At 70.0% G+C, this 15,302-nt stretch carries 12 protein-coding genes; 6 read left to right on the top strand and 6 right to left on the bottom strand.

The window, feature by feature from the left end:
* Positions 1-45: 45 nt before the first annotated feature.
* The 3 genes from ACFYY2_RS14190 (at position 46) to ssuE (ending at position 2,860) form a co-directional block, all read left to right on the top strand.
* On the top strand, positions 46-1,386 hold the full coding sequence (locus tag ACFYY2_RS14190) for an NtaA/DmoA family FMN-dependent monooxygenase (protein WP_388741762.1): 1,341 nt from the start codon (positions 46-48) through the stop codon (positions 1,384-1,386).
* A 57-nt stretch (positions 1,387-1,443) separates the two neighbouring features.
* Entirely contained in the window at positions 1,444-2,214 is a 771-nt protein-coding gene (locus ACFYY2_RS14195) for an alpha/beta hydrolase (protein ID WP_388741765.1), read from the top strand.
* Between the two features lie 88 nt (positions 2,215-2,302).
* Positions 2,303-2,860 carry an NADPH-dependent FMN reductase gene (ssuE, locus tag ACFYY2_RS14200; RefSeq protein ID WP_388741767.1) on the top strand — a complete coding sequence of 186 codons (558 nt, stop codon included), beginning with the start codon at positions 2,303-2,305 and terminating at the stop codon, positions 2,858-2,860.
* Between the two features lie 106 nt (positions 2,861-2,966).
* Here ssuE and ACFYY2_RS14205 read toward each other — a convergent pair whose 3' ends face one another.
* A complete protein-coding gene (locus ACFYY2_RS14205) occupies positions 2,967-4,382 on the bottom strand; it encodes a phytoene desaturase family protein (RefSeq protein ID WP_388741772.1) in 1,416 nt (471 codons plus the stop codon).
* Positions 4,383-4,468: 86 nt separating this feature from the next.
* Between ACFYY2_RS14205 and ACFYY2_RS14210 the strand changes: the two genes are divergently transcribed.
* Entirely contained in the window at positions 4,469-5,398 is a 930-nt protein-coding gene (locus tag ACFYY2_RS14210; protein ID WP_388741775.1) for a nucleotidyltransferase domain-containing protein, read from the top strand.
* A gap of 18 nt (positions 5,399-5,416) precedes the next feature.
* Here ACFYY2_RS14210 and ACFYY2_RS14215 read toward each other — a convergent pair whose 3' ends face one another.
* Positions 5,417-6,286, bottom strand: coding sequence for an inositol monophosphatase family protein (locus tag ACFYY2_RS14215; RefSeq protein ID WP_388741779.1), 870 nt, complete (start codon positions 6,284-6,286; stop codon positions 5,417-5,419).
* A 45-nt stretch (positions 6,287-6,331) separates the two neighbouring features.
* The gene (locus tag ACFYY2_RS14220; protein ID WP_388741781.1) at positions 6,332-8,137 is read right to left on the bottom strand and encodes a gamma-glutamyltransferase family protein; all 1,806 of its coding nucleotides are present in this window, start codon (positions 8,135-8,137) and stop codon (positions 6,332-6,334) included.
* 498 nt (positions 8,138-8,635) lie between these two features.
* Here ACFYY2_RS14220 and ACFYY2_RS14225 point away from each other — a divergent pair, with 498 nt between their 5' ends.
* Both ACFYY2_RS14225 and ACFYY2_RS14230 read left to right on the top strand, forming a co-directional pair.
* Complete coding sequence (locus tag ACFYY2_RS14225; RefSeq protein ID WP_388742441.1) at positions 8,636-9,052, top strand: hypothetical protein; 417 nt, start codon at positions 8,636-8,638, stop codon at positions 9,050-9,052.
* Between the two features lie 235 nt (positions 9,053-9,287).
* Positions 9,288-9,554, top strand: a complete 267-nt coding sequence (locus tag ACFYY2_RS14230) for a hypothetical protein (RefSeq protein WP_388741787.1) — start codon at positions 9,288-9,290, stop codon at positions 9,552-9,554.
* 605 nt (positions 9,555-10,159) lie between these two features.
* Here the strand turns inward: ACFYY2_RS14230 and ACFYY2_RS14235 are convergent.
* The 3 genes from ACFYY2_RS14235 to ACFYY2_RS14245 are packed head-to-tail and all read right to left on the bottom strand — an operon-like array spanning position 10,160 to position 14,513.
* Positions 10,160-10,870: a hypothetical protein gene (locus ACFYY2_RS14235; protein WP_388741789.1), complete on the bottom strand. Its 711-nt coding sequence runs from the start codon at positions 10,868-10,870 to the stop codon at positions 10,160-10,162.
* Positions 10,871-10,884: 14 nt separating this feature from the next.
* Positions 10,885-13,974, bottom strand: a complete 3,090-nt coding sequence (locus tag ACFYY2_RS14240) for a hypothetical protein (protein WP_388741792.1) — start codon at positions 13,972-13,974, stop codon at positions 10,885-10,887.
* 8 nt (positions 13,975-13,982) lie between these two features.
* Positions 13,983-14,513: a DUF2690 domain-containing protein gene (locus tag ACFYY2_RS14245; RefSeq protein ID WP_388741794.1), complete on the bottom strand. Its 531-nt coding sequence runs from the start codon at positions 14,511-14,513 to the stop codon at positions 13,983-13,985.
* Positions 14,514-15,302 lie beyond the last annotated feature (789 nt).

Here is a 15,302-nt window from a genome sequence, read left to right on the forward strand (position 1 = left end):
AGCCCGCCCCGGCACCAACTCCCCGCCCTCCCGAGAGGAACACCCATGTCCCGCAGAATCCACCTCGCCCTGCACCCGTACGGCGTCGGCGGCCCCGGCCAGCACGGCCTGTGGAAGGACCCGGCCGTCGCGAAGAACGCCAGCATCGACATCGGCTACTACATCCAGCAGGCCCAGGCGGCCGAACACGCCCTGTTCGACGCGCTGTTCGTGGTCGACAGCCAGTTCATCAACTCCACCTACCCGTCGCACTACCTGAACCGGCTGGAGCCGCTGACCCTGCTGTCGGCGGTCGCCACCCACACACGGCACATCGGTCTGGTCGGCACGGCGAGCTCGACGTACAACTCGCCGTTCAACCTGGCCCGCCGCTTCGCCTCGCTCGACCACATCAGCGGCGGACGCGCCGGCTGGAACGTGGTCACCAGCTTCGACACCGGGACGTCGAGGAACTACGGACTCGACGAACACCTCGACTACGCCACCCGCTACGGCCGGGCCCTGGAATTCGTGCAGGTGGCACGGGGGTTGTGGGACTCCTACGAGGACGACGCCTTCCCGGCGGACGTGGAGCGCGACGTCTTCCTCGACCCGTCGAAGCTGCACTCCCTGGACCACGAGGGTGAGCACTTCAAGGTCGCCGGCCCTCTGAACATCTCGCGCTCGCCGCAGGGTCAGCCGGTCGTCTTCCAGGCGGGAGTCTCCCCCGAGGGCCGCGACCTCGCCGCACGCGTCGCCGAGGGCATCTACGCTCCCGGCGGCACCCTGGAGCAGGCGCGCGAGTACTACACCGACGTCAAGCGGCGCACCGCGGCCTACGGGCGCGACCCCGGCCACATCAAGATCTTCATCCACGGGGGTCCGGTCGTCGGCGCGACCGACGAGGAAGCCAGGCGCAGGGAGCGGGAGATCTTCGAGGAGGACAACGACTTCCGGAGCAATCTCGCGCTGCTGGGCCGCTCCTTCGGTGCCTACGACTTCAGCGTGCACGACCTGGACGCACCCTTCCCGGACGTCGCCCACCTCGCCGAGAAGGGGGGCCGGACGGGCGCGGCGAAGATCATCGAACGGGCGAGGGCCGAAGGCCTGACTTTGCGTCAAGTAGCGGAGTCCGCCAACGCCTTCCGCCGGTCCCCGTTCGTCGGGGCCCCCGAGACCGTCGCCGACACCATCGAGCGGTGGTCCGAGGCCGGCACGCTGGACGGCATCAACCTCGCCTTCCGGAACAACGACGACCTCGGCCGCTTCGTGGAAGGGGTGGTCCCGCTCCTCCAGAAGCGCGGCCTGTTCCGCACCGAGTACGAGGCCGACACCCTGCGCGGCAACCTCGGCCTGCCCGTCCCCGAGAACCGCCACTCCGCGGAGCACGAGCGTGCGGGGACCTGAAGCGGCCGCACCCCGCCAGGCACGCACGCCCGCAGACCCGTACACGCAGGAGCTGACATGACCGACCACACCGACCACTTCGGCCCTCAGGGCCTCCGCACGCGCGGCACCGTCCTCGTCGTACCCGGCCGGGGTGAGACCCGCGCGACCTATGCCCGGCTCGGCAGGCGGCTGGCCGCCGACGCCTACCGCGTCCGTGTCGTCGACGCGCCCGCCCTCGGCACCGCGGACCCGGACGCCTCGCTGACACTGCTCGGTGAGCGTCTCTCCGTCGCCGCCGAGGGCACGGCCACCGGCGAGGACGGGGTGGCCAGGCCCCTCGTCGTCGTGGCCTCCGACAGCGCGGCGGCCGCCGTCGCGGCGCTCGTCGCCCGGGACGACGTGCCCGCCGCCGGGCGGCCCGACGCCCTCGTGCTCGCGGGTGTCCCGGGGCGAGGCGCCGCGTCCACCGCCACCTGGGAGGACGAGCTCGACGTGCGCACCTCCTGCCCGGCTCACCGGGGGACCCTGACCGAGGACGGCGGGATCCGGCGTGGAGCACTCGGCGAGCCGGTCGGCGAGGCGCTGCTGGCGGCTGCGTACGGCAGTGGCACGGACGTCCCCGCGCTGTTCCTGGTCGGGGACGCCGATCCGCTCGCCGACCGCGAGGCACTCGTCCGCACGGCGGCCTCCCTGCCGCGTGCCCGCCTCTCCGTGGTGAACGGGGCCCACCACGACGTACTGAACGACCTGCAGCACCGTTCGGTGGCCGCGGAGATCGTCACCTTCCTGGAGACCGTGCGCAACGAACTCGTGCCGGTCGTGACCGTCGATTCGAGCGCCTGGTGAGCGCCGCCCCGGAGTTCGTGAGGCTCTGCGGCACCCCTAGACGCAGCCACTGACCCCGCCCCTGAACCGAAGAGAAAGGGCCCGCCCCATGGCGACCATCCTGTCCGTCTCCGGAAGTCCCTCCGCCACCTCACGCACCGCACGGCTCCTGCGTCACCTGGACGACCGGCTCCGGGACCAGGGCCACGACGTGACCCCGCTGGACGTGCGCACCCTGCCCGCCGAAGCGCTGCTCGGTGCCGATTTCGGGCATCCGGCCGTCGTGGGCGCCACGGCGCTGTTCGCGGAGGCCGACGGGGTGGTGATAGGCACCCCCGTCTACAAGGCCGCCTATTCGGGGCTGCTGAAGTCCCTGTTGGACCTGCTCCCCCAGTTCGCGCTGGCCGGCAAGACCGTGCTGCCGCTGGCCACCGGCGGGAGCACGGCCCATGTGCTCGCCATCGACTACGCGCTGCGCCCCGTGCTGAGCTCGATGGGGGCCGCGCACATCGTCCCCGGCTGGTTCACCCTCGACACCGACATCACGACCGGAGCGGACGGCACCCTGGGTGTCGCACCGGCTGCCGCCGAGGCCCTCGCCCAGGTCACGGACACCTTCTCGGCGGTGCTCGGCGGCCGGACGGCGGTGCTGGCGCCCACCGGCTGAGGGCGCGACCCGCCGGCAGCCGGTGCCGCACCCGTCGGCAGCTGCCGGCACGGTCCGTCTGCTGAGGCGCGGTCCGTCTGCTGAGGGGCGCGCGGCCGCGCGCCCCTCACGTCGCTCGCAGGCGCCGCCAGACCGCCTTCGCCGCGTGGTGCCCCGACATGCCGTGCACACCGGGGCCGGGCGGCGTGGCCGACGAGCAGAGGAAGACCGCGGGGTGGGCGGTGGCGTACGGCACCCTGGCGAGACCCGGCCGGATCACCGTCTGCAGCCCCGCGAACGCGCCGGTGGCGATGTCTCCGCCGACGTAGTTGGCGTTGCGTACGGCGAGTTGCGGTGGTCCGGCCACGGCACGGGCCAGCACGAGGTCGCGGAACCCGGGCGCGAAACGCTCCAGCTGACGTTCGATCACATCGGTGGCGTCCCCCTCCCAGCCCGCGGGGACGTGCCCGTACACCCAGAAGACGTGGCGGCCCTCGGGGGCGCGGCCCGGGTCGACGAGGCTCGGCTGCGCGGTGATCAGGAAGGGGACGCTCGGGTCGCGGCCCGCCCCCGCCGCGCGCAGGGAGGCGTCGATCTCGGCGGCCGTGGGACCGACGTGGACCGTGCCGGCGCGCCGGGCCTCCTCGGCGGTCCAGGGCACCGGACCCGAGAGCGCGTAGTCGATCTTGAAGCAGGAGGGGCCGTAGCGGTAGTGGTCGTAGGCGCCGCCGAGACCCGCGATCCGGGCGAGCGCGGTCGGTGAGGTGTCGAAGACGTAGGCACGGGCGGGCGGGAGTTCGTCGAGCCGCTTGACCTCCGTGCCGGTGCGGATCGCACCGCCCAGCTCGCGCAGGTAGGAGGCCAGTGCGTCGGAGACGGACTGCGAACCGCCCCGGGGCACCGGCCAGCCGTTCTCGTGCGCGGCGAGCGCGAACATCAGGGCCACCCCGCCCGTCGCGAGGCCGCTCGCGGGCGCGATGGCGTGGGCGGCGAGTCCGGCGACGAGACCGCGCGCCTTCTCCCCCCGGAAGCGGCGCGAGAGCAGCGCGGCCGGCTGCACCGCGTCCAGCCCGAACCGCGCCCAGCGGTACGGGTCTCGGGGCAGCCCGTCCCAGGGGGTGCGCAGCATGTCGGCGGCGAGGGTGTCCCAGTGGCCCGTGTAGGGGGCGACGAGCCTCCGGTACGCGCCGGCGTCGGCAGGACCGAGCGACATCGCGCTCTCGCCGACCGACCCGGTGAGCACCGCGGCGGAGCCGTCCGGGAAGGGGTGGGCCAGCGCGAGGGGTGCGTGGAGCCACTCGAGGCCGTGGCGGGCCAGCGGCATCGCCCGGAAGGCGGGTGAGCCGATGCCGAGGGGGTGAACGGCGGAGCACGGGTCGTGGCGGAAGCCCGGGAGGGTCAGCTCCTCGGTGCGGGCACCGCCCCCGACGGTGTCCCGCGCCTCGAAGACCTCCACGGAGAAGCCCCGGCGGGCCAGCTCGACCGCGGCCGTGAGGCCGTTGGGGCCCGCCCCGACGACGACGGCATCCAGCATCGATGGCACCTTCGGACTCCTTTGTCAGCCGATGGCCAGGGCACCCAGGATATTCGGGCCCGCCCACAACGGTCCTCCGGGTAGCGTCCGCCCCGATGAACAACGCATGCGCGCCCACGCCCGCCATCACGTCGACGGCCGCCCGGCTCGCCCGCCTGCCGGGGGTCAGGGCCGTCGTCCTGGGCGGCAGCCGCGCGCGCGGCACCCACCGGCCCGACTCCGACTGGGATCTGGGCGTGTACTACCGGGGCGCCCTCGACCTGGCCGCTCTCACCGCGCTGGCGTCCGAGGTGCAGGGGGCTCCGGTGGAGGTGGCGGGCCCCGGGGGCTGGGGCCCGTGGGTGAACGGCGGTGCCTGGCTGACGGTGGACGGTGTGGCCGTCGACTGGATCCTGCGTGATCTGGACCGCGTCGAGTCGGTGTGGTCGGAGTGCCGGGAAGGCCGCTTCGAGGTGGGGATCCAGCCCGGCCACCCGCTGGGTTTCTGGTCCCCCTGCTACGTCGGCGAGGTCGCGCTCGGCCGCGTGCTCCAGGACCCGCACGGCGAACTGACGTCTCTTCAGGAGGCGGCGGGTGTCTATCCGGAGCCGTTGCGCCGTGCGCTCACCGAGGCCGTGTGGGAGGCGGACTTCCTGGTGGCCTCGGCCCGCAAGTCGGCCCCGTCCGGCGACACGCTCCACGTCGCCCTGTGCCTGTCCAGGGCCTTCGGCGTCCTGGCCCAGGCCCTGCACGCCCGCCACCGCACATGGTGCCTCAACGAGAAGGGCGCGCTCGCCTCCGCGGCCGGCCTTCCGGACACCCCCGGCGGCTTCACCGACGCGGTCTCCTCGTCGCTGCGCGGCCTCGACGCGACCGCGGTGGAGACGGCGGCCCGCGTCGTCCGGGACGTGCGCGCCGTCCTGGACGGCGGCTCACCTTCCCCCGCCGGTACGGAACGCACGGACGCCTCCGTCTCGGCAGGCGGGCCCCGATCCGGGGAGGCCACCGCGGCAGGAGACGGTCCGTCAGCCCCCGGCGGACCCTGATCCCTCCCGGCCGGTCGTTCAGCCGCCGGCGGACCCTGATCCCTCCCGGCCGGTCCGCAGCGCGTGCAGGATCCGCTCGGCCGTCGTCGCGTCCCTGGCCGCCGTGAACGGAAGGTCGTTGCCACCGGTGAGGCGGTACGGGGCACCGGACAGGGTGGACTGCGCACCGCCCGACTCGGTGACCAGCAGCAGTCCCGCCGCATGGTCCCAGGCGAACTCCCAGTTGAAGGCTACGGCGTCCTGGGCGCCCATGGCGACCGCGAGGTACTCCAGGCCCGCCGATCCGCACGCGCGGGCGTCGATGCCGTCGGTGCGCAGGCCGAGCAGGGCCCGCTTCTGGGCGTCGGACGTGTAGTCGGGGTGGGACATGGCGACCTTGAGCACCGCGCCGGCTGCGGGCGAACCGCTGTGCAGCCGGGTGCCGTTGAGCGTGGCACCGCGGCCCTTCAGGGCGGTGGCCATCTCACCGAGGACCGGGGCGTACGTCCACGAGGCGTACACCTCTCCGCGCAGGGCGAGGGCAACCAGAGTGCAGAAGCCGGGCTCGCCGCGGACGAACTGGCGGGTGCCGTCGACCGGGTCGACGATCCACACGGGTGCGTCACCACCGAGCGCGTCGTACACGGCGGGGTCGGCGTGGACCGCCTCCTCGCCGACGACGACCGAACCGGGAAGCAGCCGGGTCAGGGACGCGGTGAGGTGCTCCTCGGCCAGCCGGTCGGCGGCGGTGACCAGGTCGTGCGGGCCGCTCTTCTCGACGATCTCGTGCGCGGCGAGCTGCTGGTAGCGCGGCAGGATCTCGGCGGCGACCGCTGCCCGCACCGCCGCTTCCACCTCGGTCAGCTGTCCGGCGGTCCCGGCGGTCCCGTACAGGAAGTCATCGATCATGCCTCCAGCTAAGCACGGTCCGCCGGGGGCCCTCCCGTCAGGAGGTCAGCGGCCCACCGCGTAGCCCTGCATCCCGCGCGGATTGGCGGCGGCGGACAGGACGCCGGTCGCCGGGTCCCGGGCCACGGCGCACATGCGGCCCTCGGACCAGGGTTCGCCGACCGTCACGTCGTGGCCGAGGCGGCGCAGCTCCCCGACGACCCCGGGGTCCATTCCCTCCTCGACGGTGAGGCTGCCCGGCCGCATCCCGCGCGGGAAGAAGGAGCCGGGGAAGCTGTCGTTGTGCCAGTTCGGGGCGTCGACGGCCCCCTGGAGGTCGAGGCCCCCGCGCACCGGGCCACGGAGTGCGACCGCGAGGAAGAAGTGCAACTGCCACTGGTCCTGCTGGTCTCCGCCCGGCGTCCCGAACGCCATGACGGGGACGCCGTCGCGGAGGGCGAGGGACGGGGTGAGGGTGGTGCGCGGACGGCGTCCGGGGGTCAGTGTGTTGGGCAGGCCCTCGTCGAGCCAGGCCATCTGCAGACGGGTCCCGAGGGGGAAGCCGAGTTCGGGCACGACCGGGTTGGACTGGAGCCAGCCGCCGCTGGGGGTCGCGGCGACCATGTTGCCCCAGCGGTCGACGATGTCGAGGTGGCAGGTGTCGCCGCGGGTCGCACCGTCCCTGGCGACCGTCGGCTCGCCCGCCCCCGCGGCCGGAGGTCCCATGGCGTCGGCGTCCGCCTCCCCGGACGCGACGGCGCGGGCGTGCGCGCTGAGGACCGGGGTGCGGCCGTCGGGGCTGCCGGGGCGCAGTTCCCGGGACGCGGTACCGGTGATCAACGCACGGCGCTCGTCGTTGTACGCCTTGGAGAGCAGGGTGTCCAGCGGCACGCCGGCCGCGTCGCCGTACCAGGCCTCGCGGTCGGCCATGGCGAGCTTGCAGCCCTCGACGAGCAGGTGGACGTATGCGGCGGAGCCGTAGGCCGGCAGTTCGGCGGGGAGGAGGGCGAGCTGCTGGAGGAAGGCGGGGCCCTGGCTCCAGCCGGCGGCCTTGGCCAGCGTCCAGCCGTTCCATTCGTAGGTGACGGGGGCCTCGTAGGACGCGGACCAGCCGGCCAGGTCCTCGGCCGTGAGCGTGCCCGTGTGCCGGCTACCGCTGGTGTCCAGGGTGGGGACACCGGCCTGGCGGACGAGCGCCTCGGCGACGAAGCCCGTGCGCCACACGGCGCGGGCGGCCTCGATCTGGGCGACACGGTCGTCGCCGCCCGTCTTCTCGGCCTCGGCTATGAGGCGGCGCCAGGTCGCGGCGAGCGCGGGGTTGCGGAAGAGCTCGCCCGGAGTGGGCGCCTTCCCGCCGGGGAGGTAGACGTCGGCGGAGCTCCGCCACTCGGTCTCGAAGAGCTCGCGGACCGTCTCCACCGTCAGACCGACGCGCTCGACGGGCGGGTGGCCGTCCTCGGCGTACCCGATGGCGTACCGCATGACCTCCGCGAGGGTCTTCGTCCCGTGGTCGCTCAGCAGGAGCATCCAGGCGTCGAAGGCTCCCGGTACGGCGGCGGCGAGCGGCCCGGTGCCGGGGACCAGGCCGAGGCCGAGGGCGCGGTAGTGCGCGGCCGAGGCGCCGGCGGGGGCCGGACCCTGGCCGCAGAGCACCCGCACCTCGCCGTCCCTCGGGGCGAGGATCATCGGGACCTCTCCCGCCGGGCCGTTGAGATGCGGCTCGACGACGTGCAGGACGAATCCGGCGGCCACGGCCGCGTCGTAGGCGTTGCCGCCGTCCTCCAGGACGGCCATCGCGGACTGCGAGGCGAGCCAGTGGGTGGAGGACACCATGCCGAAGGTGCCCTGAAGGGTGGGGCGGGTGGTGAACACAGGTACTGCTCCTCGCTGCGGGCGTTCGGCTTCGGCTCTCGGCTTCGGCTCTCGGCTTCGGCTCTCGGCTTCGGCTTTCGGGTGTACGGGCGTAAGGGGGCCGGTGGGTCGCCGCGGATCGTACGGAGCCGGCCGGACACCGGCCGTCGGGGCCTCACCGCCGCGCCACCGGTCCTCCCGCCGGGAAGATACTCGCCGGGAAGATAACGGGGCCCCGGTGCGCTGAGGTGAAGGTGAATGCACTCAGCGGAGGCCCGGCGATGCACGGCGAATACAAGGTCCCCGGCGGCAAGCTCGTCGTGGTCGATCTGGAGAACCGGGCGGGCGCACTGCGCGACGTCCCGCCCGCTCGAACCTGCGCCTCCAGGACCGGCACGTCGCCGACATCGAAGCCCGCATCGCCGACCCGGGGCCAGCGACGTGATTCAGTCCCGCTGAACGCGGCTTCGGGGAACAATGAGGATGTCTTGTTCCCCGAAGCCGGTGAAGGAATACAAGTTGACCATGCAGTTCCCTGCCCCTGGGCGCGTAATCGACACCGAGATAAGGCTCAAGGCTCAACGGGTTCTCAAGGCCATGTCCACCGATGCTCGAAGGGTGTGGGAGGAGGCCATGGAAGAGGTCGAGGAAGATGCCCTGAGCGAAGGTGCCGTGCTGTCCACGCAGGCATTCAAGGGGAAGTTCGACCCTGACGATGAAGTCTGGCTCGGCCCGCGGGAGCTGAACCTGGACAGATACATGTGTGAAGAGGGCCTGGGCGTGCTGACGATGATCGAGTACGCCATCGCCGGAACCGTCACCCGGTGCGAGGTGGTCACGTGTCGTCAGTTCGGTTATGTAGTCCACCGCATGGTGGTCGGGGAAATCGTGGTGGGCGGCACGCTATCCAACCCCACACCTCCGGCGCTCCCCTAAGGAAGGGTGGAACAGTCCGGTGCCAGCGGCTGTTCCGACCTCCCGAGGCCAAGACCTCACGGCCCGTCCACCGGCCCGGTGGACGGGCCGTCCCATGAGACACACAGGCGAGCAACAGCAACCATCCCAATGCGCCGTCACGGACATGTAGGTCTATGGATCGTCGCAGTTCAGAGCTGGCATCCAAGCTCCTGCGGTCGGCAATGTCGAGTTCAAGAAGGGCTCCGACAGCGGGGTGCTGTCGCAGGCCGTTTCCTACCTGTCCTGGCTGGAGTCCGCGCAGCACGAGTTCGAGGCGCTCGTGCGGAAGGTGCTGGGCGTGCAGGCTGCCGAGTCGGTGGACTGGCGGCGTCCGCGGATGGTCTGCGTCGCGGCCGACTTCGACGGTGTCGAGCATGTCGGTCTTGCGTCCGCCTCGGACGGCAGGACGCTTGGGCCGGCACACCTCGACGACGCTTTCGCCGGCGGCGTCCAGGAAGGCGGCAAGTCCGGCTCCGTATGAGCCCGTACCTCCAGAGCCCAGCAGCGCCAGCCGGGAACATGCTGGCGAGCGAAGTCCAGCAGCTGCTGATAGCCCCGGGCGTTGGCGGGTGAATCGGTGCTGGCAAGGACGGCGCCGATAGGGCTGACGGCCGCTGCGGCAAGAGTGTCTCGGTGAGTGTCGACGCCGATGACGCCGTCGACCTGTTCAGCGAGCATGGTCACGCGGTTGTTCTCCTTCAAGGGCTGGACGACCGTGGTCGACGCCGCCCTGGGTGGAGTCACCGCGTGGCAGAACTGTGATGAGTCACGTCGAAATGGCGAACAAGCTGCTGATCAAGCCAACGGGGTGGGACAGGCCGACGTTGACGTCCGGAAGACATCTCGGGGGATGACAAGCTCTGCCGAGCCGCCAATTACCGTTTCGGGTCATGCCGGAACGCCAACGCCAGCCTGGCAGCAACCCAACCCAGAGAACTCAGCAGTGATCCTCGAGGGTCCGCAGATGCGGTCCGACTCGTGGTGCGCGGCCTGTGTCCGGGCGGTGCTTCTTGCCTGGTAACAACCCCAGTGGCCCGGACGCTTAATCGCCTCCGGGCCACTGGGGGTACCCGTTCTTCCCGTGAACTAGGAGTTCTCGGCGACCCCACCGCCCGTCACCGACAGCTCGTATGTTCCGGTCGAATCTGGCGTGGGGCCGGATCTGCGCAGAAGTGCATGCGCCCTTTGAGACACGAACATGGCGCTGACGACAGGACGGTGTTCCTTGGAGTAGGCAGCGTCGACCTGCTGCTTGGCCGTACTCAACCAGGCCACCGCGCGCTCATCGTCCCAGTTCGGTATCCCGGTCTTGGCGCAGTCCTTCAGGAATGCCCCGGCCCGCGGCCGGTCGGCGCCCACCAGGCAGGAGAAACCGATGATGTCGCCCTGTTTTGTAGGGACGCCAGCGATGGAGAGTTGCTTCCCGCCACTGCCCGACACGGAGCCGGTGAAGTGCCAGACGTCTCTCTCCCCAGGGGCATCGATCAGACGCTGTTCGCCGAGAGACACACCCCACCGTCCAGCCAGGCCGGTCAGGAAGTCGTCCACTCGGTATCCAGATGCGATGACTTTTGGTTCCGCCAGCGCTGGCGCCTGTTCGGCCGGCAGGGCCTCGCTCGGCCATTGGGAGGCCGAGGGGGGTTTCGTCGCCGTGAGCCCTGGAAGCGTCCTTTTCGGCGTCGCTGGTGCGTCACCGGGATAGACACCGGGATCCGGCGTTGCCTTCTGCTGCGTGCAGCCGACCACGGTGACAGCAACCGCGAGAGCGACTGCCGTCACCACCTGGCGGTGCAGCAAGGGTGTGCGTCTCATCAGTACCCGAACTTGCAGTTACCTGCGTCGGGATTCACCGCAGGGACCAGGGCAACGGCGTCGAAGGCGACATTGGCGTCGCCCGTGCCGGCGTCGTGTTCGTTGTCCATCTCTATGTGCCCGCCCTTCCAGAACCTCATCGAGCCGAGCTTGAACCATTTGTCCTTGCCCTGACTCTGGTTCGCCTGACCGACCCTGCAGGTGTCAGGCCCGAGCCCTTCGGCGTTGGGGCCGGGGTGAACGGTGTAGCGCACGATCGCCTCTGCACCGTGGTTGGGCAGGTGTATCCAGACGTTGTACCGCGCGCCCGGCTTGTCGGCAGTCGGTAGGTTCGTCGGGTTGAGTGTCCACCGCCCGGTGACCTTGTGGAAGAAGTCGCCTTCTGGGTAGGAGTGGGTGAAGAAGACGTGGCCGTTGTACCCGGCGCCCAGCTGATGGACGTCGATCTGAGCGATGGCTGGGGTAGCTCGCCATGTCGCGAGGCCGTCGCGGTGCGTGAGGAGGCTGTCCCCGTACTGAAGGGTGAACTTTCCGTCGGAGGCCGCCTCGTAGTCCTCGCAACCGTAGACGTCCTCACGGCCGTTGAGGTCGTCGATAATCATGGTGCCTGGGGTGCCGTCGGGCGTCGTCTTGCAGGGCCCGGACGGGTATTTGGCGATGAGTGCGGGTTCACTCGAGCCAAGGGTGTACTTCAGCGTCTCCACGGACGAGGTGCTGGTGTCCTGAGCGCTGCTGAGCCACGAGGCGCTGCCGGCCCAGCGACAGGTGTCGTCCCACGCAGGGCAGGGGTCAGCTGCTTGCGGCGTGCAGTTGTTCACCGTGGGTGAGCAGAAGGTGAAGTAATTGCCCGGCAGGTTCATCTGCTCGAAGTTGATCAGGCCCGGGAAGTCCGGCTTCTCGTAGGACTCCTCCCAATCCCACGTCTTGTGCGGGGTCTCCGCCCAGCCGAGGACCTTTTCCTGGTACGGCCAGTTTGCAGGGGAGGCTGCGTCGTCGTAGCTGTCGCGGAGGAACGGCGTGCGGTCCGCCGGGTACTCCGGGTTGGCCGGGTTGTTGAAGTAGCCGAGGCCGCGGGGCTCGCCGGAATCGGTGTAGACGCCACTGTTGTAACCCCACAGTGCCATGTACCAGTTCTCGATATACCGGGGGTCGCCGCTGTTGGCCTCCATGCCCAGCGCTTTGAGCTGGTTCCACTTCTCGGCGAGGATCTGCATGCCGGCCGCAATGTTCGTCGCGTAGTCGGTGGCAATGGCACCAGCACGCGTGGCGTCGAGCGGCGGGGTGTCGTCATCAGCCATGCCGGTGGTGACTTGGGCGATGCCGTAACCACAGTCCGACTTGGCGCTGTCCGGGTAGTGGTGAATGCTGGCTCCGTTGCCGAACCAGTCTGCCTGGAGGACGTTGCCGGCCGCGCCGTTCATCGAGTGCCAGGACGCCTGCTTGAAGTTGGACTCCTGGGCGAGGATACCGAGGACCACCTGGGCCGGGATATCACCGCCACCGGTCAGTACCGGCTTAGGGAAGAGACCCTGCGGGGTGTACGCGGGTAGGCCCGTGTCGTGCCAGTTCGCCGACCGCTGCAGGGTGAGCCGGCCATGAACGGCTTGGTCGACCGCCCACTCCACCTGATTGGCGCTCGGTTGGAGCGCCTGCCGCTTCGGGTTGTTCCGCTTGACCAGGCAAGGGATCTCGTATCCCTCCACCTTTCCGTCGCGGACGAACACCTCGGCGCCCTGACTGGAGAGGCAGAACGACTCCTTGGAACCCTCGCCACAGGTGAGGGGTTCTACGTCGTCCCGCGGCTCGGCGGCCGTACCAACTGCCGCCGACGACGCGGCGGCCTTCGTGGTATCGGACGCGGTGAACGCGGCGGGATCCATTGCGGGAGCGCTTGCCGCACCCTGCTTCACCTGCGCGGTGTTCGCATCGAAGGCAATCGTCGACTTGGCACCCGTGCGGGCGGCCGTCGCTTGGATCCGGATCAGTCCAGCAGCCTGACCATCGCTAGTGGCCTCTGCTTCCGGTGTGCCTTCGGGTGCGGTGACGCCGTTCAGTTCGTCCGAGACCATCGAAGTGGTGATCAGGTGACCCTCACGTGACACACCAGTGGGACGCCCGGTGAAGGGCTGGGCCTTCAGGCCGGGTGCGCGCGAGGTGTCGACGCCGGCCACGTCGCCGACTACAAGAGATCCGCCCTTGCGGGGGAACAGCTTGAGCTTGCCGACGGCTCCCGAACCGAGCTCGGTGAGCTTGCCGGCGTGCCAGCGCTTGATGACGCTCTTGCGGTCGTTTACGACGCCGAGGTCAAGGGCACCGTCGGCGGAGGAGGTCAATTCGAAGACCGGGCCGGGCAGCGCCGTTTGCTTCTGCGCTTGTGTGAGCCTGCCCTTGCCGGTCAGCTTGACCAAGTTGCCGTCGAGTACTCCGTAGTCGCCGCGCGAGGTGGGCAGCAGGTGTGCAAGCTGTCCGGCGACTTTCCGGTTGGCGGTGGCTTTGCCCGTAACGGCGTCCGCCTCGATGACCGTGGTCGTCCCGGCGTCAGCGTCAGTGGCCGTACTGCTGGCGAACAGCACCCGGTCGCCGTCGCCACAGCCCGGCGAGTGGTAGGAGAGCTGGACGCCCTGAGCGATCTCGGTGACCTTGCCGTCACTGAGCCGTACGACGGCGGCGAACGCCCCGCGATAGGTAGCGCCCGGTTTGTTAACCCACAGCGACGGCATATAGACGGCCGCCGCGTACCGGCCGGAACCGGTAGTGCACACGTACCCTGTCCACGGTCCTGCGTCGATGTCCTTGCGCTGCAGGGAGGCGACCTCGTGGAAGGTATACCCCTCCCGCTCCGCGGCGGTCACGACGTGGAAGCCGTCGGAGTCCCCGGTCCCGCTGACAACGATGTCCCCAGACTTTTCGAATCCATCACCAAGAGCCCTCTCGGGCGTGGAGAAGAGGACGTTCGTCGTAGTGTCTGCCGCCTCGGCGGGATTCTCCTGGGCGACGAGCGGGATCAGGACAATCGAGGAGGCAAGCACGGCGGTCGCGAGCCCTTGACCGGTGAGTCGGTGGCGGAGCGTTCGTGTGCGCTTCAACATGTGCCGTCTCATATCCAGTCCGTACAGTCGCCGTTGACACGGGGCGTGACTATAACCTTGCCGCCCGCCTCATAGAGCAGGGGTTCCGGTTCCCAGTTATCGCTTCGGCTGTTCCAGCAGGCTTTGCTGGTCATCTTCCAGTCGCCCATGGGTGATACGCCAGTGGGGTTGGACGTGGTGATGCTGGGGGTGGGGCGCGGCGCTGCAAAGCCTCCCAGCGTCGGGGTCTGCCACAGCGCCGCGTAGACCGACTGCTGGTAGAGCGGGTTGACGCTCACCTTCGCCCAGGTGGCCTGACATGCGGGCGACCACACCAGCTTGAGTTCGATGTCATTGCCCTGGTTGATCTGTTCGATGACTTGGGCGTCGGTGTCGCAGCCCATGGCAACCGGGTCCTTGCCCGCACAGCCCGACCGGGTGCAGCCTGCGGCCTCCGCATCTGTGGCCGTAACCGCTGCCGCCGTTTGGGACAGGCAAAGGAGCACCAGCGCTGCTCCCGCGCGGCCCCATCTTCGTGAGCGCAAAACTCTCTCCTTCATTTAGCTGAGGGGCACGGATTTGGCCTGGCGTATCCCGCGACGCGTGAGGCCGGTGTGCTTGGCATCGGGCAGGCTGAATGGCCCCGCCACCGGGTTCGTATCCGCGTGATTCCTGCTGCATCTGCGTGCAGCAGTCCGTCGTGCCGATCGATCAGTACATAACTGAATCGGTAGTGCCTTCGCACCGATCTGGGCCAGCTGCCGACGCAGCGGGTGCAGTCATCGGCACAGCACACAGGACGGCACATTTACCCGCAAGACAGACAGAAGCCTTCACCTTTCCCCCTTGGGGTGACGGTCAGGTAGCTGTAGCGTGCAGAGAGTATCGCATCGAATGCATGCGCGGACAGGCTCGCTGATCTTGCTGGCCAATGGAGTTCGGTGTTCCGCGCCCAAAGGAGCACTTCGGCCCCGTTCGCGCTTGCGTCGATGCAGAGAGGGCAGCAACGGCGGCGTACGATCCCGCCCCCAGGCCCGATTAGACAGCGGCCCGCTGGCCAAGCCCGACCGCAAAGGGCCCCGTCGACGAGCAGTCCGAACGACGTGCCGGATCACCCGGCCCACCAGACCACCGCTGCCTCGCCCGACACCGCGACGTCGCTGCGAGACCGCGGTCTGCGGCAGGCCGTCGACCTCCCCAGCACTCCGGAGGTATCCGGCCACCTCGTCACGCTCGGCATCCCACTGCCCCCCATTACCGTTTTGGATGCCCGCAACAGGGCGCCCGTCTCCCGGAGTTGGCATGACTCTCTCCCCCCGAGGGCCACGACCACCGGCTTCTTTGCAGAT

It is taken from the genome of Streptomyces sp. NPDC001822 (genome assembly GCF_042892135.1).
Lineage (GTDB): Bacteria > Actinomycetota > Actinomycetes > Streptomycetales > Streptomycetaceae > Streptomyces.